Origin of the sequence: Pseudomonas oryzihabitans (assembly GCF_006384975.1) — a bacterium.
GTDB classification, from domain to species: domain Bacteria; phylum Pseudomonadota; class Gammaproteobacteria; order Pseudomonadales; family Pseudomonadaceae; genus Chryseomonas; species Chryseomonas psychrotolerans_B.
Window position 1 is genome coordinate 3,946,401 of record NZ_CP021645.1, and the last position, 20,092, is coordinate 3,966,492.

Sequence of the window (20,092 nt, forward strand, 5' to 3'; positions counted from 1 at the left end):
CCAGGGTCGGAAGGGTTATCAATATATTTGACACTCGGCCGTCGAAAGCGCCGAAACGTGCGTTTTATCGAACGCTGCGTTGCCGCTGGCGGCTGCGAGTCAGGGCGCTTGGCACGCACGCCGGGGCGCCACGCCGCTGCCGCGGCTGGAAGCACTGGCGCGTCAGCCGGGGCTCGACGCTGGCGTCCAGATCGTCGAGCCAACCATCCACCGCATCCTCCAGCGCCGCGACGGTGAGTTGGCCCAGCACCTGGTGGGCGATGAGATTGCCCAGGCTGGGCGCCGCCGGCGCACAGGCCGCGCCCCACCAGGCGGCCAGGCGGTCATGCAGGCCTTCGAGCAGGCGATGGAAGCGATAGGCCGCGGCGAGCAGCGCCAGGCTGGCCGAGGGCGCCTGGGCCAGCGCGGCGGGCGCGAAGCCGGCCAGGGCCCGTTCCAGCACGAGCGCCAGGGGCGCTTCGAAGGCCACGGCCCGTGCCTGGTGCAGCAGGGCATCCAGCGCATCGGGCACGCGCTCGACATAGGCGCTGGCGAAGCGTTCCAGCGCCGGGCCACGGCTGGCGCCGTCGCTGGCGTTGCGCGCCGCCTGATCGGCATAGGTGCGGCTGGCCTCGCCACTGTCCCGGGCCCGCACCTGGGTAGTCTGGATCACGAGGCGCAAGGCGGCGGTATTCATGGCAGGGTCCTGCAGGGGTGAGCTGCTTTGGACGCCCGTGCTTGAGCCGGGTCACACCGTTCGTCCGGTGTCGGCTACCGTCAGTGGCGGAGCATGAAGGTGTCGTACTCCAGGTCGTCCAGTACCCGGTCCAGCCGGTGCAGGCCGAGCAGCACGCAACAGGCCAGGGAGACGGTGAAGCCGTAGCCGAAGAAGCTCGGACCCAGCTCGATGCTGAGCAGGGTCAGCGCCAGGTTGAGGCCGAGAAACAGGGTGCAGAGCATCAGTACCGTGTCGCGCCGGTCCAGGTAGAAGAAGACGTTGAGCAGGGCCATGAACACCACCTGGATGCTCACCCCCACCACGTCGATGTAGAACAGCGGCAGGTAGTAGTGCGACATGCCCAGCCAGGCCAAGAGCTGCGGTGCCAGCAGGAACACCAGCACCAGGGTCAGGCCCTGCACCTTGCAGATCTCCAGCAGGCCCTGGCGGATGGCCAGGATCATCTGTTCCTTGAGCTGGCTGATGTGCTGCAGCGTCTCGCCGCCGCGCACGGCGTTGAACACCCGTTCGTACCACTCGGCGAAGTCGGTCTCGATGCGCACCAGGAACACCGCCATGCCGGGGATGATGGCGAGGTAGGCGAGAAAGATCGGCAGGTCGTAGAGGATGGAGGCGCGCAGCGGGCCGATGACGGCGTCGGAGGTCAGGGGGTCGAACCAGAAGATGAATTTGTCGACCCAGATGCCCAGGTTGTAGAAGAAGCCGGTCACCAGCAGGCTGATGAAGATCTGCTTGCGGTCGAGGAAGTCGAAGGCCACCAGGCGCTCGGCCGGGTACTCACGGATGATGTCGTAGAGAAAGATGAACAGCAGGGCGGCGTGGCCCAGCAGCAAGGCCATCAGCAGGCCGTTCATGCCGAGGAAGCGCAGCACGAAGGCCGCGGCGATCATGATGCTGTAACCCAGGGTCATCACCACCAGGATGCGGTTGTAGGCCTTCATCCCCGACAGAAAGATGATCACCAGCCAGAGGTCGCAGAGGGTGACGAAGTTGGCCAGCACCAGCAGGCGATAGGCGAATGGCTGGCTGAACAGGGTCGCCAGCAGCACCAGGCCCAGGGCCCCGGCCACCAGGGTGACCAGGAGCAGGATGCCCACCAGGTTGGGCAGGATGCTGGCCTGTTTTTCCTCGAACAGCCGGTCCGAGACGAAGCGGGTGAAGTACAGCTGCAGGCCGCCGGTGAGGATCAGCGAGCTGGCCATGAGGTAGGTCACCGTGACCAGGAACTGGCGGATCAGCACGCTGGGGGTGACGATGCCGGTGGCCAGCACGCCGATCAGCATGACGCTGATGATCGACAGTACCCAGGGACCGGAACTGATCAGGCCGGCGTAGACATAGGCGCGCAGGGTGGCGGTGTAGGAGTCGCGAGCGAGGATCTTGCGCAGTTCGAAACCAATGCCGGCCATGTCAGACGACCCTCCCGATGGCGTCCTGGTAGAGCTCGCGATAGCGTTCCAGCATCAGCGGCTCGGTGTAGTAGCGATTGACCCGGGCGAGGCCAGTGCGCTGCGCGGCCTGCCAGCGGCCAGGGTTGCGCAGCAGGGCGAGGATGGCGCGGGCGGTGGCCTGGGGATCGGCGATGGCGACCACGCTGCCGCCGGTGCCCAGGGCGCGATCCTCGGGCGTGGAGCCCTCGATGAGTTCGCGGCAGGAGCCCACGTCGCTGCTCACCACCGGCACCCCGGCGGCCCAGCCTTCGAGGATCACCAGCGGCTGGGCCTCGCTGATGGAGGTCAGCACCATCAGCCCGAGCTTGGGCAGGATGTCGCCGATCTTCTGGAAACCGAGGAATTTCACCTTGCCCTCCAGGCCCAGGCTGGTGACCAGGCTGTGGCATTCGGCGGCGTATTCCTCGTCTTCGTCCTCGGGGCCGACCACCCAGGCCTCGGCCTCGGGCATGGCACTGATCACCCCGCGCATGGCGCGGATGAAGGTCTTCACGTCCTTGATCGGCACCACCCGGCCGAGTAGCCCGACCACCGGCGGCACGCCCTCGGGACGCCGCTCCAGGGCGTCCTGCCACTGGGTGAGGCTGATGCCGTTGGGGATCACCCGGCAGCGCGTCGGATCGGCGCCGTCCTGGATCTGCCGGCGACGGTTGCCGTCGTAGAGCGAGATGATCGGGTTGGCGGCCTTGTAGGTGAGCAGGCCGATGCGCTCGAAGAAGCGGATCCATAGCCGGCGGATGTAGCTGACGTCCACGTCCAGGCCGGTGCGCAGGGCCTCGTCGGGGCCTTCGGCGATCCACTTGGCCTGGGCCAGGTCGATCTTGCGTTCCTTGGTATAGATGCCGTGCTCGCTGAGTAGGAAATTACAGCCCCAGCGCCGCTGCAGGACGGCGCCGAGCATGCCGGCGTAGCCGGTGGAGATGGAGTGGATCATCCGCGGCCTGGGCAGGCGGCGCGCGGCCTCGGCCAGCATCAGCAAGGGCGCCTGCATGGCGCGCAGGGTCCAGAGGTAGTCGACGAAGGAGGGGTCGGTGCAATAGCGCTCGTAGCCTTCGGTGATGGCCTCCCAACTGGCGCGGCTGTACATGAAGTCGTCCAGGGTTACGCTGCCCTGGGCGAAGGCGTCCACCAGGGCGTCGCCCTGGGCGGCACTGGGTTCGTCGGGGTGGTGCAGGAAGGCATGCAGGTCGCGCAGCAACTGCACCGGCGCCTGCCGTCGCGGGCTGATGGGCACGGCCTTGGGCACCCAGGAGCCGGCGAGGAAGTGTTCCTCGATATGCACCACGTTGGGCGGGATGGCGTAGTGGCGCTTCTCGTAGTTCTCGCGCTGGCCGCCGATGAAGAACACCGAGAAGGTCAGCTCGGGCAAGCCGAGGATCAGCTGGTTGACCCAGCTCGACACCCCACCACGCACATAGGGCCAGGTGCCCTCCAGCAGCAGGCAGACATCGGGCGTGACGGTGGCGGCAGGGGCGTCTTTCATAACCAGTACTTCACCAGGGCGGCGAACGGCGGCCGCTTTTTCAGATCCGCCGGCAGGCTGTCGAGCAGCGCCGGGATGACCGTGTAATCGCGGCGCAGGAAGGCGATCTCGGCGCGGAAGGGCGCCAGCTGGGCCGGTGGCACGCCGGCCGCCTCGGCCGCCTGGAAGAACTCCAGGGCCCGCTCGGGCTCGCCCTGCTCCAGGGCGATACGCCCGGCCAGGATGCGCAGCTCTTCGTTCTCCTCGCCGGCCAGCGCCAGCTCGATGTGCTCGCGGGCCTGCCCGAGCACGTGGCGCAGGACGCTACCCTGGGCCAGGCCCAGGTAGGCCAGCTCCCAGTAGCCACGGGCCAGGGTGCCGTGCAGCGCCGCCTGGCGGTCGGCCGGGGTGCTGGCCAGCTCGCCGAGTTGGGTCTCGATGCGCTGGTTGATCTGGCTTTCCTGCTGGTCGAGCATCGAATAGGCGAGCAGTCGCACGTCGTCGGCTGGATCGCGCAGGGCCAGCTTGAGGATGGGGATGGCGTCGCGCCCCGGCATGCGCCGGGTGGCGAACAGGGCGGTCAATCGCTTGTCGGTACTGGGCGCGTGGCGCAGCACGTCCTGCAGGCCGCCGTCGCTGAACAGCATCTCTTCGCGGCGCTCCAGCGGACGGAACGGCAGGTTGGGCACGCTGCGCGCCTCCCAGGCGATCTCGCGTCTCTTGCGCGGCAGGTAGAGCGCCGGGAAGACCGCGGCGATCACCCCGGCCGCGCCCACCAGGGGAATGAAGAAGGCCAGGGCGAAGAGGAACAGCGGACTCCAGGGCAGCGGTCGCTGGTAGCGCCGGGGCAGCAGCAGCCAGGCACCGCCGGCCAGCAGGGCGCTGCCGGCGGCGTGGGCGGTGGCGAAGGCCAGGGCGGCGGCCGCCACCGGCAGGTTGGCGAACAGCAGCGCCCAGCTGCTGGCCTCGAAGGCGAAGGCGCCGCTAAACAGCCACTTGCTGTTCATGCAGGCCACACTCGTTGAATAGGAAGACGCGCAGTTCCTGGGCGCGGGTCTTGGGTAGCAGCTCGTGCTCGTGGCTGCGCACGCCCAGGCTCTCCAGGGTGCTGTCTTGGCCGTAGCGCTCGGCCAGCAGCTGGCGCAGGCGACGGCGATAGCCCTCCAGGCCGTCGGAGGAGGTCAGCGGCAGCAAGACCAGCAGACAGGGATGGCCGGCCCCATTGGTCAGGCGCAGTTGCAGGTCGAGACCGCGGCGGCTGCCTTCCAGTAGCGCCAGGGCGCGTTCGCCGCCGTCGGCCTCGGTCATCTCGAAGCAGAACAGGCAGGCCGGCAGGGCGTGCTGCTGGGCGTCGCGCAGCGAGCGTTTGAGGTGCTGGGAGAATTGCTGGGCGTCGTCGTCGGCCAGGGCCAGCGCCTGGGGATCGCTGCCCAGCAGGTCGGCGATGTGGCCGGCGAGGATGGTCAGCAGGTTGAGGGTGCGCTCGTTGAAGGAGAAGAACGGCATCTGCTCGATGGCCAGCACCGCCAGCAGGCGCTCCTCGGTGTCCAGCAGGGGTACGCAGGCCTGTAGCGCCGAATGCTGGGTCTCGCCGCGTTCCAGCAGGGCCTGGCGGATGCTCAGGGTCTCGCCGCGTTCGAGGGTCAGGCGCACCAGCAGGTCGTCGGGATCGATGCCGGGCATCTCGCCCTGGCTGGCCAGGGCGCGACGATCCACCTGGCCGTCCGCCAGTACCCGGTACAGTCCCGCCACCCGCAGCGAGCCGTACTGCGTCAGCAGTCCGACGATGGGCTCGGCCAGGGCTTGCAGCGCATCCTGTTCGCGGGGCACTTCGCGCAGTTGCCGGCGCAGGTCCAACAGCGAACTGCGCAGGCTCAGGTCATTGCCGGCGACGCGCTGCTCCAGGCGGTCGTGGGAGATCCGCAGCAGGTGGTGCGCGCGGGTGAATTCGTCCAGACGCAGCTGGCGATAGTCGTTGGCCAGGTCCAGGCGCTCCAGGCGACGATCCCAGAGATCGCGGAATTCGCCCACCAGCATGGCGCTGAGCAGCACGCCGACGATGAAGGACGGCGGAATCTCCGCGTAGGCCGGATAGCCCTGATAGTGCAGATAGAGCAGTGCCGCCACCAGCAGGCTGGCACTCACCAGCCCGCGCATGAAGCCATAGCGGACTCCCATGAGGATGGGCGCGAACACCACCCAGGGAAAGGCCAGCCCCACCATCAGTGGATCGTCGGGCACCAGCCAGAAGCCCAGGCCCAGGGCAGCCGCCGTGACCAGCAGGGTCTCCAGCCAGGACAGGCGGCCACTGGCGCGGGGCGCCAGGGTGAAGTCCTTGTGGACGGATTGCAGGGCCATCAGTTCAGCCGCAGCTCGTCGAAGGTGCCGCGCAGGACCTTCTGCGCGGTGGCCGCCAGGCTCTCGCGCGACCAGCCGGAACGTGCCCCGCTATTGCTCCACAGCACCTTGCCGCTGGCGGGATCCAGCACCTGCAGGGTCACGCCCACCGCCGGCTCGCCGTCCAGGCCATTCTTGTATTGCCACTCGTCGACGCTGCCGGTGAGCACGTATTGCAGATTCTGCTGACGCGCCCAGTCCAGGGCCGCGCGCTGCCGGGCCTTCTCGTCGTCGGTGGGACTGCCGGCCTGGCTGTCGTCATAGACCTGGGGGTGGACACCGCGCTCGCCGAGCACGCTGACCAGGATCTGCGCCGCGCGATCGCCGGCCATGGGCGCCTGGGCATAGTTGGCCAGGGGCACCAGACCCCAGCGGGCATCCTTGGGCAGGGTCTCGCCGCTGGGGCGGGTAAAGCTCGAGCAGCCGACCAGGAGCAGGGTGGCGACACTGGCGGCGAGCAAACGCGTGATCTTCATGAACTCTCTCCCTTGAAGCGGCCTAGCGACCGATTCTGTTGCTGTATTGAATGCCCAGGGTGCTGCCGGCCTGGCCGCCGCTGCCCTGGGGCGCGGACTGGTAGCCGGCGGTGAACGCCAGTTCGTCGTCGCCGAGCACTGCCATGCCCAGGCCGACATTCAAACCGTAGTTGAATTCGCGTTCGGTCCACTGCCAGCCGACCAGGGTGTCCACCAGCCAGGTGTACTGGGGATGGGTGCGGTTGAGCGAACCGGGAATGCCGCGCCGCCAGCTGCTGCCGACATAGAGCTGGCCATAGCGATCCTGCAACAGTTGGGTCCCGCGCAACGCCTCCAGATCCGCGGCGGTGATCTCGCCGTTCTCGCCGCTGCCGACCAGGGGTTGCAGGTAACGGGTCACGCTGTCGGGCAGGGTGCTGCGTGCCTTGTTCTGCTGGTAGGTCACGCCGCTGCGCACCTGCCAGGTGGGGCCTTCGAAGAAGAGCAGGTGGCTCAGCTCCAGGTTGAAGGCGAAGCCGCTGCCCAGGGCATCGCCATCGCGACTCGAATAGCGGTTGTGCGACGCCCGCCAGCTCAACTGGTCCCGCGGGGTCAGGTTGTGACGGCCCGCCAGACTGACGCTGTCGCGGCGACCGAGGGCACGCAGATAGCCGCTCTCGTCCGGTTGCCGATGCCAGTCCAGCGCTGCCTCGATCTCGGTGTTGCTGTCCAGCCGCCAGGTCCGGGCGACGCCCAGGCCGATACGATGGCTGTCGCTGCGCTGGCTGGCATCCACGGTGGTCTCCAGGCCGCCGTCGGCCAGGTTCTTGAGCACCTTGAGCAGCATCTGGTGTTCGTTGCCCAGGGCATCGGATTGCAGACCGCTGCTCGTCACCCGGTCCTGCTTGAGCTGGACATCGGCATAGACGTCGTCGGCGAGACGGCGAGCCGCGCGGACTTCCGTACCCTGCTCGACCAGGCCGCCATAGTCGCGTCTTTCCCAACCGGCCTGGACGCCGTTGGGCGTGCGCTCGGCCTGCTCGGTGGCCTGGCGCAGCAACTGTCGCTGGATGACCTCCGGTGGCTCATCGCCGGCTGCCGTCAGGGCCGCCGCCTGGGCGTCGCCGGCCTGGCCGAGGCGCTGCAGCACCTCGACGCGCTGCGCCGGGTCCAGGTCGCCCGCCGCCAGCACCTTCTCCAGCTCGCCGCGATTCTGCCGGCGCAGCACTTCCTGCAACTGCTCGTACTGGCGGACCTTCAGGCCGCGGCTCTTGGCCCAGGCCAGCCACTCGCCCTTGAGGCCGTCGTCATTGTTCTGGCTGAGGGCATCCAGCCACTGGTCGAACCAGAGTTGCAGCATGCTCGGCGAGCCATCCTGCCAGGCACGGGCCTGGGCCAGTGCCGCCTGGGGCCCGCGCAGGCTGGTCAGCAGCCGCAGGTAGGTGGCGTAACGCTCGGGGGTCGCCGGTAGCTCGTCACCGGCCAGATGCGGGGTTACCGCCTTACGCAGGCGCAGGGCCGCATCCTGGTGCCCGGCAGCGTCGAGGGCATCGGCGTAGGCCGCCTGCACCAGCCAGTCCTGGGGATGGGCAGCGAGATAACGGCGATACCAGACGAGACCTTCCTCGGCTTGACCCAGCAGCACCAGGCCACTGCCGAAGGGCAGCCAGAGTACGTCGCTGTCACGGGCGCGGCCTTGCCAGTCGCGCAACAGGGTAGCCAGCTCGACCTGGCGATTCTGGTCGATGAGCAGCCACAGCAGGCGTTCGCGGAATCTGTCGTCGTCCGGGAAGCGCTCCAGGGCCTGCCGATAGCCGGTTTCGGCCTGGCTGACGCGACCACGCTGGAAGTCGAGGCCCGCTCGCGCCAGCCACACCGCGGGGTTGTCGGCGGAAGCTGGCACGCGGGCGGCGCTGGCCAGCAGCCGCTCCAGGGCCACGCTGTCCTTGAGTTGCTCGGCCCATTGCAGCGCCTGGGTCAGACGATTCTGGTCCTTGCCTTTCTCCCAGCTTTTTTCCAGCAGGACGAGCGCCTTCTGCGGTGCGGTCCGCTGATAGAGCTCCAGCAGCCGTTCCTCGTCGGTTCTGGTCAGCCCCTTGCTGCTCGCCGCCAGGCGTTCGAGCGCCTGCTGGGCCTCGGTATCGCGCTCCAACTCCCAGGCCAGATCGGCGCGCAGCCGCCAATAGTCGTCGCCTTGCCGCTGTTTGGCAGGCATGCGTTCCAGCACTGCCCAGGCTTCCTCCGGCTTGAAGAGCTGCAGCAGGTTCTGGGCCCAGGTCAGGTATTCCTCGGTGCTCAAGGGGAAGCGCTGGCCGAAGACGGCCCACTGCGCGGCGGCGGCTTCGTCCTGTTCGGTACGGCTCAGCAACTGTTGCAGGCGTTCCCAGGCCAGGCGCTGCTTGGGCTGGCGCTTGATGTAGCCGCGCAGCCATTGCTCTTCCGCCACGGGGTCGCCGAGGGATTCATAGGCGAAGATCAGTGAATCCAGCTCGGTCTTGTCCAACTGGCGGGTCTGGGAGGCGCCGCCCAGCAGTTCCACCACCGCGTCGAAGCGGAAGGCGCGGGCGGCCAGCTTCCAGGCGTGATCACGCCGGGCGGGATCGTCTTGCCGGGCGAGCAGCCGCAGCCAGAGGTCGAGCGCCTCGTCCACATGGCCGTTCCATTCGCCCAGTTGCGCCAGCTGGGCCAGCAGCTCGTCATCCTCCGGTCGCAGGGCCAACAACTGCTGACCGTCTGTCCAGGCGCTCTGCGTATCGCCACTGGCCAGGGCCAGGCGGAAGGCGGCCTCCAGGGCGGCGGGATTGTCCGGCTCCCATTGCCGCCAGCGCTCGATGATCCGTTGTGCCAGATCCAGGCGTCCACTGCCCTGGGCTGCGGCGACGCCGGCCTTGAGCCAGGCCAGCCCCGCGGCATCGGGTTGCAATCGGGGCAGCTCCTGCTCCAGCAGCGCCGCGGCCTCTGCGCCCTGGCCGGCCGCCAGCCAGGCATCGAACGCCTGGTGCCGATAGCCCTGACGTTGCTCGGCGGTAGTGGCGAGGCTGGCCAAGCTCAGATAGAGCCGTGCCGCCTCCCGTTGCTGACCGCTGGCGAGACTCCAGCGTGCTGCCTGTTCCAGCCATTGCCGCTGGCGCGGGGTATCGCGCTGCGCCAGCTCGAGGTAATAGCGTGCCGCTGTGCCCGGCGCGGCCAACTGCAGAGCGCGCTCGGCCAACCGTTGCAACCGGGGAATGCTCAGGGTCTGGATATCCAGGGTGCCCAGTCGCTGGGCCAGGCGGTCGCGATCAGCGTCGGTGAGGCCCTGCGGACGGGACTCCGCCTGCAGGATGTCCAGTTCCACGGCATAGAAGGGCGTCGACGCCAGTGGGCGCGGCAGCAGCTCGAGTTGATGCTGTGCTTCTTCGAGCCGGCCCAGGGCGATCAACTGATCGATCAGCTTCATGCGCAGCTCGGTGTCTTCCGGCGTCGCCTTGAGCAACACCTGGGCATAGCTGATGGACACCTGGTCCGCCGGCTCCTCGCCCGGCATGAACACGTCCTTGCCATGAAAGGTCAGCACCAACACCAGGGCGGTGAGGAGCGTGACCCCCAGCAGTGTCCAGCCACTCAGCAGCCGGGTTTTCTTAACCGCAGACGATCTCACCGTCACTCACTCGTGTTAGCGGAAGTTTGAACGTCCAGAGTCCAGCCTGTCCCGGCTGACCCTTGTAGCGGTCACGACCGACCCGGACCTCGCAGGCCGCGGCCGCCCGCACGGTCATCTCCAGCGGGAACTGACCGGCGAAGGCGAAGCGGATCCGCGTCGGCGAGAGGTATTCCCAGCGTTGCAGCGGGATGTTGGCCTCTTCGAGGGCCGGCGAGTTGTCGCGGCTGTCGCGCAGGACCAGCAGTGCCTGATCGTCGGACAGATGCACATAGCGGCCCTGCGGCAGGTCGCGGACACCGGCGACGCCCTGGGAACGCTGCAGGTCTGGCCAGCCCAGGCGCGGGTCCAGTCGTAGGGTCCGCAGGCCGTCGAGCGCCTTGATCGACCAACTGCCGTCGTCATGCCGGGCGAGACTGGCGGTGTAGAAACCATGCAGCCGCTTGATGTAGTCGCTCATCCACAACGACAGCGGTCGCTCGGCGGCCATGCTGCGGTAGATCTCGTCCATCACCTTCAGCGAGGCCTGCTTGGTGGCGGAATAGAAGTGATAGTAGAGATTCAGGCCGCGCAGCCGCCGGGGATTTTCGGTGCGGTCGAAGGTGTAGAGCAGGTCGCGGAAACCGTAATAAGGGCCGCGCCAGAGATTGGTGTAGACGTTCTCGTTGATGATGGGCGCATAGAACTGCAGCCCACCGGGCGTGGGGCGGATGAAGGGATAGAGACCGCTCACCGAAGGCTGCGAGCGGGTGATGTGCGAGTTGCCGCCGTTCACGTTCAGCAGATTGTTGTCGTAGGCGAGCTTGAGCGTGGCGGCGTCCGGCTGGGCATCACCGGACCAGAAGATCAGCTTCACCGGCTTCTGCGGAGTGGTCAGGCGTTCGTTGATGTAACGCGTCGAACCCACGACCTCCCGGGTGTAGTCCACCTTGTCGTAGCCGGGGATCTGCATCATGTAGCCGTATTGGGCTTCGAAGTTCTCGCTCTGCTCGGAGACCGCCGGCTGCCAGAAGAAAGGATGGCTGAAGGTATGGGTCGCCACTTCCACCTTGGGATCGGCGAACAGCCGGCGGGCGATGGGTTCGAGCTGCGCGGTCAATTCTGGATAGCGGCCCTTGGGCCCGACCTCGCCTTCGATGATCGAGACCGAGGTCAGGAAGGGGTTGGGCTGGATGAAGTGCTCCAGCACCATCTGGCCGGCGTAGGGCGCGCCGGGCACCTCGGCCTTGGATACGAAGGCGTCGCCATCGATATGCACCGTGGCGATCCGCCGCCCGTTTTCGGTGGTGGGATCGGGCACGGGCAGGGGCGGCAGGCGCAGGGTCTTGGCGGTGAAGGCGAAGGGGTCGATGATCCAGCGATTGGCTTCGGGACCCTCTTCCATCAGGTGCGGACTGAAGGCAAAACCACCCCAGCTGGCTACGCCGACCGGCACGTAGCTCTCGCCTTGGCTGGAGAGGGACACCACCGGCGTCGGGCCGTCCGGGAGGACCTGCACGGCTGGCAGGCCGCGCGTGCGCAGCTTGGCCGGTGCCTCGAAGTTGCCGGTCAGGCTCGGGTCGAGCACCTTTAAGGTCAGCTTCTCCGGCAGCGGCTTGCGGCTGATGCTGAGGCCCAGCCGCTTGAGCAGGGCCTGGTTATCCAGCGGCAGGCCACCGAGGATCAACAGGGGTGTGTTCTCGTCCAGGCGCTGGTCGAGCCAGTCGCTGAAGCTGCGCGCGTTGGGCGGCGGTCCGCTGGTCATCCAGACCACTACACCGGCGTAGAGCGCACTGGGCCAGGCCTCGGGCAAGGGCTTGGAAGCATCGAAATAGTCCAGGCGATAACCCTGGTACTCCAGCACGCTACCCAGGAACCGATGCACCGCCGACTGCCGCAGGGCGCCTTCGCGACCGTCGTACAGCAGGGCCAGTCGCCGCGGCTGCAACGCCACTGAACTGATACCGAGGGTGTTGAGATCAGGAGTGGTGACGTAGGGGACGTAGCCTTCTTCGCGCAGCCGCTTGACCAGCCGCTGGGCTTCGTCGCGTCGCTCCGGCGGCAGGTACTCGATGGCGATCACCGGAATACCGGTGCTGCGGGCGGCCTCGATGCGGGGTTTGAGCCACTCGCGATCCTGTTCACTGACGGGGCGGTAGCTTTTCTTGCCGGCATCCCAGCCGGCATAGATGGACTCCACCGCCATGGCCGCCGCGACCCCAGGCAACTCCGGTTGCACTTCGAAGCCGCGGTTGAAGAACAGCTTGAGCGCCGGCTGGCTGCTATGCAGCTCGGCGAGCAGGCTCTTCAGCGCCAGGCGCTGGGTTTCGCGCTGGTTCTCCGCGACCAGTTGAAAGCTGTCCAGGGTGTCCAGGAACAAGCCGGTGTAGCCGGCCTTGGCCAGCTCCGCGGCGCGTTCGAGCAGGTGTCGCCGCCAGATTGGCGAGGCCAGGTCCATGACCTGACTGCCCCAGGCCTTGTTGGCGACCGGACTGGCCGCAGCGCTGAGGCCAGCCTGCTTCAGCGCCGCGGCATCGCCGGCGAACTCGCCGATGGAGAGATAGGCGAAGGGCTCGGCCCCGGCCTGGCGCAGGCTGCGGACATCGGCGGCATTGGCATGGCCCGGCTCGAGAACCACCCAGTCGAACTGGGCGAGTTCGGCGATCGGCGGTTTTTCCGCATACCAGAAGGCCACGCTGGCGGGTGCGGCCAACGCCGTACCCATGAAGGAAAGATAGCCAAACAACCAGACGGTGAGCTTGCGCCACCAGCCTGAGGTGGAGATTGCTTTCGTTGCCTTACCTGACGCCACACCCAGTCCTTACGCGTGCCCGACTATCCCTATCAGGGTAGCTACATTACGCAAAAACGTGATGAAAAACCGTCGTTTCCAAGCCGAGCGGCAGTAATAAAAGGCGCGACAGGTATGCAGGCAAACAGCGCTTCGCTCGGAAAGTTCTCTAGGTCGCGGATTTCGGGCGTTTCGAAGGATGTGGTGATTCGGAGGGAATTTCGGCGGGGGCGATAAAAGGTCAGAGTAATTGCCGCCATGCGCGGTCGTCACCGGCATGACGGCAAGGCAGTGCCGTTACTTGAAGCTACTGTTCAGGTTGGCGCTGGTGGAGAGGATATTGGTCGAGCCCAGCAACTGGCTGACGAAGCGGTTCCAGCGGGTGATACCGGCCGGGCCGACGAAGACCACGTCCTGCGGCTGCAGATGGAAGTTCTGCGCCAGCACATAGGCGGTGGGGTTCTTGGCGGCCAGGTGGAATACCTGGGCGGTGGCACCCGGTGCCTTCAGGTCTTCCGGACCGCGGATGACGTAGACGGCATCGGCGTTGGCGGTCTCCTGCTGGATGCCGCCGGCTTGGCTCAGGGCTTCCATCAGGTTCAGGTTGGTGATCTTGTAGCTGACCGCAGCCGGAGCGCGGACTTCACCAACCACGTAGACCTTGCGCGCGTCGTTGTAGGGCAGGTGGATGCTGTCGCCGTCCTTCAGGTAGATGCCGTACAGCTTGGAATCCTTGCGGTTCAGGCTGTCGGTATCCAGGCGGTATTCCTTGCCGTCGCGCACCAGGGTCACGCCGGTCAGGTCGGCACCGCCGGTGTTGGCCACGCCGACCTGGCCCAGGGCTTCCACCAGGGTGATGGGCTTGGTGGTCAGCGGGATGGCGTCGCCTTTGTTCACGGCGCCGGAAATGGTGACCTTCTGGCTACCGAACTTGAGCACGCTCACGTCGACCTGGGGATTGTCGATGAAGGTGGCCAGGCGGCGGGAGATGTCGGAGCGGATCTCTTCGAGGGTCTTGCCGGCGGCCTTGACGGTGCCTACGTAGGGGTAGAACAGGGTGCCGTCCGGACGCACCAGGCGACCGTTGGCTTCCAGTTGCTGCTGGGCGCCGGACGGGGCGGTCAGCTCGGGGTGATCCCAGACGGTGATGTAGAGCAGGTCGCTCGCACCGACGCGGTAAGCCTGCGGCTTGTAGTCCAGCAGGGGCTTGAGGTCGGGCGCCTTGGACAGGGCGGCAGAATCCTGGCTCATCAGCAGCGAGCTGGTGATGGGGATCAGCTGGACCTTGGTGCCCTGGATGCTCGGATCGTTCTTGAGGTCGTCCTGGTCCAGGTATTGACCCGGGGAATAGGCACAACCCTGCAGGACGATGCCAGACAGCAAAGCCAGAGCGGTAAATTTGGTTTTCATGTCATTCGTCCTTGATTGCTGATTGAGTGAGAGCAAGAGGGGTAAAACGCAAGGCAGATGCGACGAGCCGGTTGTTCATGGTGTTCCTTCGCAAGACGTGGCGGCCCTTGGCAGCGGACCGGGTTCCATGCGGCGAGCATGTCTTGTGTACGGGTGAACTCGGAGACTCCCTCGGGAAGTTGTACGAGCACTGGAGTCTGCTGGTCTGAGACTGGCCCTTAGCCATCGAGTTCAGGACGTCCACGCCGCAAAAAGGTGATGCCGTTCGAAATCTGTCGTAATTCCACTAACGAGGCCCGATGACTTCGCAGTCATCTTTCTTCAGGTGTTTTTCCAACAGCGCAACCTGGGGCTTTTCCATCCCCCCCTTGGGTTCGATGGACAAGGGATAATCACCCCAGCCCGGGCCTGCCGCCCAATAGGCGCTCGGCACGCACTGCTCGCCCAGGTAGCTGAGCAGATTGTCCATGGCTTCCAGCCACTGTGGCTGTGCAGGTATCCCATATTCGCCAATGAAACCGCGCAAATTGTGCTTTTTCAGCCACTCGATAAAGGGCTTGGTGCGTTCCACCCCGATCATGGGATGGACACCCTTCATGCCGGTGGCGTAGTTGCCGCTGGAGTCCGCGTCGAAGTAGATGTGGGCCTCGTAGATCAGGTTGTTCGCCGGATCCTTGATCAGCAGGTCGCCGTTCACCTGGGGCCAGCGCTGGGCACTGGCCCAGCTGTCGCCTTCGATGAGGATCGGGGTCTTCATGTCGACGGTGCGGATGCTGTCCACCGCCGTCTGCGCGGCCTTGGGCCAGAGGCCCTGGGTGTCATGGGGCTCGTTCATGACGTCGTAGCCGTACAGCGCCGGATGGTCCTTGAACGTCGTCGCCAGGCGCTTCCAGGCGTCGGCGTAGCTGGTATAGGGCACCTGGTAGGAGCCGATCAGTTGGCCGCGATAGCGCGCATAGTTGTGCATGTCGAGGATTACGCGCATCCCGTACTGGTCGGCGAAGTCGAGGGTGCGCTTGAGCAGGGCGACCTGTGCCTGGTCCAGTTCCCCGCCGAGTTGCGGTTGCACGCGCTCCCAAAGAAAGGGGAAGCGAATGAAGCGAATGCCCTTGGCGCTGTAGCGGCGGAAATAATCCTCGGTGGGATAGAAGTAGTTGGTGCCTTCCACACCCGGCAACACCTGGCCGGCGAAACCGGCAGCGGACATGTTGATGCCGATGAGGTCCACCTTGGCGGCCGCCGGCGCTGCCTGGACATTTCCATAAAGCGCCGCGGAAAGTAATGCGGTAGCCAGCAGGCTACGACCGATACGACGTTTCACTCGGGACACGGGCGGCACCTCTATCTGTTCAAGGGCTCTGTTGATAAACGGGGGTTGGCAGTGGCGGAGTGCGCCGGGCGAAGTACTCCAGGGCCAGGTAATCCACGGTCACCCGGATCGTCCAGGCGATGGCGGCGCCCAGGATGGAGAAGTGCTGGATGCACACCACCAGCAGGCCCAGGTAGGGCAACAGTTCGGCCAGGTGGATCATCGCCGTGGTACGCGAATGGCCGCGGGCCTGGATCTTGGCGAAGGGAATCTGCGCCAGGGCGTTGAAGATGAAGCCGACGACCAGGGTGCGCAGGATCTGCGCCGCCTCGCCGCCATATTCGGGACCCATCCACACGGTCATGATCCAGGGCGCGAGGATAAGGATCGGCAGCACCATCGCCAGGCTGATGAGCAGCAGGCCCCAGAAGGCCTTGTTGGCCTGGCGGGCAGCGTCCTCGCCGCTCTTGCTCAGCAGCGGGAAGACCACCCGGGCCACGGCATTGGGGATGATCAGCATCCGCGACACGGCTTCGGCGGGGGCGGTATAGAAGGACACGCGCCCGGCACCGACCATGTGCGACAGCACGAAGCGGTCGAAATACACCATCAGCGGACTGATGATGTTGCTCACCGTCATCCAGCTGCCGAATTTCAGCAGCTCCTTGAACACCAGGACCTTGAAGGTCCGGATGCCCTCGGGGAAATCCTTGTACAGCGGCCAGTAGGCCAGCGCCATCGACACGACCCGGGCCAATACCAGGCCGATCACCGTGGCGGAGAAGCTGGGCTCGATCAGCACCGCGATCAGCGGCGCGATGGCGAGCAGGCTGTTGGAGAAGGTACGCAGGACGTTGAATTCACCGAAGCGCTCGTTGCCTTCCAGATAGGCGAACCATACCGTCGCCAGCAGGAAGGGCGGCACGCAGAGGCTCAGCCAGCGAAAGCCGGCCACGGCATTGTCGAAATGCTCGGGTGAGACGTGCAGCAGGCTCACCACCTTGCCCGCGCCGAACCAGAGCAGCAGGGTGGCCAGCAGGCTCAGGCCGATCACGGCACCGGTGGCCGTCCCCATGACCAGGCGATTGAGTGCCTTGTCGCCATGGTTCATGGCGACGGCACGGATCACCGCGCGCGACAGGCCGGCATCGAACAGCGTCGCGTAACCGACGATGGCGAAGGCCAGGGTGAAGAGGCCGAACTGCTCGATGCCGAGCAGACGCGACAGCACACCCATGGTGGGTAGCGCGATGGCACTGGGGATGACGACACCCAGGATGTTCCAGGTGCTGTTTTTGATCATCGACATCTTTGGGGTGAAAACTCCGTAGGGCCACCCGGCGATCATCGCGGGGATGATCGCCGGGCCGCGCGAGGGATCAGGCCGGGCGCGGCAGCGGGCTGCTCGAACGCGGGTAAGGTCTGCTGACGTAGGTTTCCTGGACGGGCGCAGAGCGATAGTCATGCAGGGCGCGCAGGGCTTGGATGACCAGCAGGTAGCAGATGGTGGCCTGGATGTATTCGAAGAAGCCGGCCAGCGGCCAGATCACCAGTTGCGCCAGCACCGCCGTGACCACGAAGCCGGTATCGGGATGCAGCATCTTCGCCCAGCGGTAGTAGAGGAACAGCGAGACCGGGATGATGATGAAGGCCAGGAAGCCGAAGCGGAACAGGGTGCCGAACACGCCCACGTCGGAGAGGAAGAAGTACTCGCCGAAATAGGGGATGAAGCCGTTGTTCCACATCAGCGACAGCGAGCCGCTGGGCAGCCAGTGATTCTGGCTGAGGTGGGAGAAGATGTAGCCGATGGTCTGCTCACGCACCCCGTCGGTGGGACCGTCCTGCACCGATTGGGCATAGAAGTCCACGTTCAGCCCCAGTACTTTCATCAGGTCGGGGAAGATGAAGAATGGCGACAGCAGCAGCCCGGCCACGCAGATCCAGACGATCGACTTGCTCTTCAGGCAGAACACGGTGAAGCACAGCGCCAGCACGATCAGCTGACGGGTCTGGGTACCGAACACCAGGGTCAGCAGGAAGAACATGGCCAGCACGATATGGATGGTCTTGCTGCGCGCCGAGCCGTCGATCGGCGAGATGCCCTTGTTCCAGGTCTGGATGCAGTAGAAATAGGCCAGGCACAGCGCCGGCGCACCGATGGACGAACGGTCCGGGCGGTCGAAGGAGGACTGCTTGTCGCGCAGGTCGGGCAGTACGCCGAACTTGAACATCCAGGCCATGACCGCCGCCAGCAGGGCGGTGATCAACAGCGCCTTCTCGAACTGGGAGGCGCTCATGTTGCGGCCCAGGAACATCAGGGTGGCGAAGCCGAAGCTGAACAGGATCCGGCGTTCCTCGATCAGGCCATAGACCAGCGGCTGACCGTAGAAGAGGAAGGAAAAGATCGCCGGCAGCCCGATGAACACGACCGATGAATAGACGGCGTAGGTCATCAGGATCTTGAATTCGCGCTGCTGGGTGCCAATGCTGGTCAGCAGGTAGAAAAAGGTGAAGGCCATGCAGATGGCCAGGTACAGCTCGTTCAGATAGAGGATGCCGACCGGGTTGTGCGGGCTTTCGCCAAACACGTCCAGGTGCAGGATCAACAACGGGATCAACAGAACGAAGGAAACGGTACTTTTACGGAGAATGCTCATAGACCTACCCATCCAGACGGGATCACCGGCCCAGGCGCCCGGTGATCATCTTCCTTGTTGCCCAAGGCGTTGCGCGGCAACGCCTCAGGTACGGCGACTGCTGCGTTCCTTGAGGTAGATGGGCAGGATGCTCAGGGCATCGTGCACGTAACGCTTGGCCAGGCGCTTGGGCTCCGAACACATGCGGTGCAACCACTCCAGCTTGGCCTTCTGCATCCAACGCGGAGCGCGCTTGACCGTGCCGACGGCGAACAGGATGGAGGCGCCGATGCACAGGCCGACGCCGGTGCGCTTGCTGCTGTCGATCTGCCGCGCCAGCTTTTCCTGTCGCGGAGCACCCACGGCGTAGAGGATGAACTCGGAAGGGTTCTGCATCACGAAGTCCACGCATTTCTGCGTTTCCAGCGGATCGTTGATGAAGCCCATCGGCGGGTTGTAGTGCGCCAGCTGCATGTGCGGATACATCCGCCGCAGCTTGCCCACGTCGTTCTCGCTGGAGCCGATCAGGACGACGGACAGACGCTCGTCGTTGGCCTTGCGCAGGACACTCAGGGTGAGATCGCTGCCGGTGATGACCTCGGGCACGGCGACGCCCAGCGACTTGAGGATCGGCAGCAGGATCCGGCTGTCGCAGATGCGCTTGCCGGCCCGCTGGTAGGACTCGCGCATGTCCGGGTTGCTCTGCAACTGCACCACGTGGTCGATGTTCGGCGTGACGATATAGCTGTAGGGCCGGTGGATGTCCTGGGCGATTTCGCTCAGCAACTGGTCCTTGGTACCGGTGAAGAAGTCGATACCGAAGGCCTGGGTGCGTAGGTTAGACATGCATCGTCGCTCCCTTGAAGGCACCCTTGACGCCGGACCAGGCCAGTTTCGGATTCTTGAATTCCTTGAGCACGGTGATGCCGGACAGCAGCACCGCGGAAACCAGGGCGAACGGGGTACCGTGGAATTTGCGGTTGAAACGGGTCGCCGCGCGATTGCGGAAGTAGTGATAGAAGGCGCTGCGCCCACCCGAGCTCATCGAGCCGTAATGGTAGAGCTGGCTCTCGCGGCAGACCTTGAGGGCGACGCCCTTGCGCTTGGCCTGGTGCTGCCAGTCCACCTCTTCGGAGTACATGAAGTAGGCCTCGTCCATGAATCCGACGTCGGTGAGCAGGCTGGCGCAGAACGCCATGCTGCAGCCCATGATGTAGTCGGGCTCGCGTTCCAGCTTGGCGATGTCGGCGACGTCGATGTCCTTGCCGAGCAGCTTGGACTTGCCCAGCAGCGGATAGAGGATGCCGCCGCCGTAGCATTCCAGGCGCCCGGTCTGGGAGCTGAGGATCACCGAGCCGACGATGGTCTTAGGCGCGCGCTGCAGTTCGGCCAGCAATGGGGCGAAGGCATCGTCCTTGACGTAGGCGTCGTTGTTCACGACCCAGAAATGCTGCACCGGCAGGTTGTCCAGGGCCCAGCGCATGCCGTAGTTGTTGCCGCCGGCATAGCCATCGTTACGCGGACTGGCGAGCACGGTGACCTGGCTCAGGCCGTTTTCGGCCTGCCAGCGCTGCAGGACGTCGCTGGAGCCATCCTGGGAATCATTGTCCACCACCACCGCATGATCGATGGAGGGGCAGTGCTTGAGGATGCTCTCCACGCAACTGATGGTTTCGTTGGGAGCCTTGTAGTTGAGCACCATGACTACGTTCATTGGCATGTTCCTATTCTTCAGAATCATCAATCCGGTACAGCGTCGAGATCCAAGGCTGCCAAGCGTGGCCGGGCTCTAGGTCGAGCCCTTCGAAATCGCTGTGTGAGGTAGTTTCTTGTCGTTCGATACG

The 20,092-nt window shown here is 65.5% G+C and carries 14 protein-coding genes; all 14 read right to left on the reverse strand.

The features are described 5' to 3' along the window. Nucleotides 1-64: 64 nt before the first annotated feature. The 14 genes from CCZ28_RS17730 to CCZ28_RS17795 all read right to left on the reverse strand — a co-directional run bounded on the left by CCZ28_RS17730 (nucleotide 65) and on the right by CCZ28_RS17795 (nucleotide 19,962). Nucleotides 65-676 carry a hypothetical protein gene (locus tag CCZ28_RS17730; protein ID WP_140220118.1) on the reverse strand — a complete coding sequence of 204 codons (612 nt, stop codon included), beginning with the start codon at nucleotides 674-676 and terminating at the stop codon, nucleotides 65-67. 80 nt (nucleotides 677-756) lie between these two features. Then, on the reverse strand, nucleotides 757-2,127 hold the full coding sequence (pelG, locus tag CCZ28_RS17735; protein ID WP_140220120.1) for an exopolysaccharide Pel transporter PelG: 1,371 nt from the start codon (nucleotides 2,125-2,127) through the stop codon (nucleotides 757-759). 1 nt (nucleotide 2,128) lies between these two features. Continuing rightward, the gene (pelF, locus tag CCZ28_RS17740) at nucleotides 2,129-3,652 is read right to left on the reverse strand and encodes a GT4 family glycosyltransferase PelF (RefSeq protein WP_140220122.1); all 1,524 of its coding nucleotides are present in this window, start codon (nucleotides 3,650-3,652) and stop codon (nucleotides 2,129-2,131) included. Next, on the reverse strand, nucleotides 3,649-4,638 hold the full coding sequence (locus tag CCZ28_RS17745) for a HEAT repeat domain-containing protein (protein ID WP_140220124.1): 990 nt from the start codon (nucleotides 4,636-4,638) through the stop codon (nucleotides 3,649-3,651). Before CCZ28_RS17745 ends, pelF begins: the two co-directional genes overlap by 4 nt. Next, nucleotides 4,616-5,989 (reverse strand): PelD GGDEF domain-containing protein, encoded by a 1,374-nt coding sequence (locus CCZ28_RS17750; protein WP_140220126.1) that lies wholly within the window; start codon nucleotides 5,987-5,989, stop codon nucleotides 4,616-4,618. The genes CCZ28_RS17745 and CCZ28_RS17750 overlap by 23 nt, the downstream gene beginning before the upstream one ends. Further along, nucleotides 5,989-6,504 carry a penicillin-binding protein activator LpoB gene (locus CCZ28_RS17755; protein ID WP_140220128.1) on the reverse strand — a complete coding sequence of 172 codons (516 nt, stop codon included), beginning with the start codon at nucleotides 6,502-6,504 and terminating at the stop codon, nucleotides 5,989-5,991. The genes CCZ28_RS17750 and CCZ28_RS17755 overlap by 1 nt, the downstream gene beginning before the upstream one ends. A 22-nt stretch (nucleotides 6,505-6,526) precedes the next feature. After that, the gene (locus tag CCZ28_RS17760; RefSeq protein WP_140220129.1) at nucleotides 6,527-10,123 is read right to left on the reverse strand and encodes a tetratricopeptide repeat protein; all 3,597 of its coding nucleotides are present in this window, start codon (nucleotides 10,121-10,123) and stop codon (nucleotides 6,527-6,529) included. After that, nucleotides 10,104-12,827 (reverse strand): bifunctional glycoside hydrolase 114/ polysaccharide deacetylase family protein, encoded by a 2,724-nt coding sequence (locus tag CCZ28_RS17765; protein WP_140221387.1) that lies wholly within the window; start codon nucleotides 12,825-12,827, stop codon nucleotides 10,104-10,106. The genes CCZ28_RS17760 and CCZ28_RS17765 overlap by 20 nt, the downstream gene beginning before the upstream one ends. 363 nt (nucleotides 12,828-13,190) lie before the next feature. Next, a complete protein-coding gene (locus tag CCZ28_RS17770; RefSeq protein ID WP_058760370.1) occupies nucleotides 13,191-14,303 on the reverse strand; it encodes a polysaccharide biosynthesis/export family protein in 1,113 nt (370 codons plus the stop codon). A 286-nt stretch (nucleotides 14,304-14,589) separates the two neighbouring features. Next, complete coding sequence (locus CCZ28_RS17775) at nucleotides 14,590-15,624, reverse strand: glycoside hydrolase family 5 protein (protein WP_140221388.1); 1,035 nt, start codon at nucleotides 15,622-15,624, stop codon at nucleotides 14,590-14,592. 28 nt (nucleotides 15,625-15,652) lie between these two features. Beyond that, the gene (locus tag CCZ28_RS17780; RefSeq protein WP_240795177.1) at nucleotides 15,653-16,921 is read right to left on the reverse strand and encodes a flippase; all 1,269 of its coding nucleotides are present in this window, start codon (nucleotides 16,919-16,921) and stop codon (nucleotides 15,653-15,655) included. A gap of 70 nt (nucleotides 16,922-16,991) precedes the next feature. Beyond that, a complete protein-coding gene (locus CCZ28_RS17785) occupies nucleotides 16,992-18,269 on the reverse strand; it encodes a hypothetical protein (protein WP_140220131.1) in 1,278 nt (425 codons plus the stop codon). Between the two features lie 84 nt (nucleotides 18,270-18,353). Further along, nucleotides 18,354-19,094, reverse strand: a complete 741-nt coding sequence (locus CCZ28_RS17790) for a WecB/TagA/CpsF family glycosyltransferase (RefSeq protein ID WP_140220132.1) — start codon at nucleotides 19,092-19,094, stop codon at nucleotides 18,354-18,356. Next, on the reverse strand, nucleotides 19,087-19,962 hold the full coding sequence (locus CCZ28_RS17795) for a glycosyltransferase family 2 protein (RefSeq protein ID WP_140220135.1): 876 nt from the start codon (nucleotides 19,960-19,962) through the stop codon (nucleotides 19,087-19,089). The genes CCZ28_RS17790 and CCZ28_RS17795 overlap by 8 nt, the downstream gene beginning before the upstream one ends. Between the last annotated feature and the right edge of the window lie 130 nt (nucleotides 19,963-20,092).

What these genes read in the sequence shown, in the direction of transcription:
- CCZ28_RS17785 (WP_140220131.1), bottom strand. Translation starts at nt 18,269, where the DNA reads ATGAGCATTCTCCGTAAAAGTACCGTTTCCTTCGTTCTGTTGATCCCG.
- CCZ28_RS17730 (WP_140220118.1), bottom strand. Translation starts at nt 676, where the DNA reads ATGAATACCGCCGCCTTGCGCCTCGTGATCCAGACTACCCAGGTGCGG.
- pelF (WP_140220122.1), bottom strand. Translation starts at nt 3,652, where the DNA reads ATGAAAGACGCCCCTGCCGCCACCGTCACGCCCGATGTCTGCCTGCTG.
- pelG (WP_140220120.1), bottom strand. Translation starts at nt 2,127, where the DNA reads ATGGCCGGCATTGGTTTCGAACTGCGCAAGATCCTCGCTCGCGACTCC.
- CCZ28_RS17765 (WP_140221387.1), bottom strand. Translation starts at nt 12,827, where the DNA reads ATGGGTACGGCGTTGGCCGCACCCGCCAGCGTGGCCTTCTGGTATGCG.
- CCZ28_RS17795 (WP_140220135.1), bottom strand. Translation starts at nt 19,962, where the DNA reads ATGAACGTAGTCATGGTGCTCAACTACAAGGCTCCCAACGAAACCATC.
- CCZ28_RS17750 (WP_140220126.1), bottom strand. Translation starts at nt 5,989, where the DNA reads ATGGCCCTGCAATCCGTCCACAAGGACTTCACCCTGGCGCCCCGCGCC.
- CCZ28_RS17745 (WP_140220124.1), bottom strand. Translation starts at nt 4,638, where the DNA reads ATGAACAGCAAGTGGCTGTTTAGCGGCGCCTTCGCCTTCGAGGCCAGC.
- CCZ28_RS17790 (WP_140220132.1), bottom strand. Translation starts at nt 19,094, where the DNA reads ATGTCTAACCTACGCACCCAGGCCTTCGGTATCGACTTCTTCACCGGT.
- CCZ28_RS17770 (WP_058760370.1), bottom strand. Translation starts at nt 14,303, where the DNA reads ATGAAAACCAAATTTACCGCTCTGGCTTTGCTGTCTGGCATCGTCCTG.
- CCZ28_RS17755 (WP_140220128.1), bottom strand. Translation starts at nt 6,504, where the DNA reads ATGAAGATCACGCGTTTGCTCGCCGCCAGTGTCGCCACCCTGCTCCTG.
- CCZ28_RS17780 (WP_240795177.1), bottom strand. Translation starts at nt 16,921, where the DNA reads ATGTCGATGATCAAAAACAGCACCTGGAACATCCTGGGTGTCGTCATC.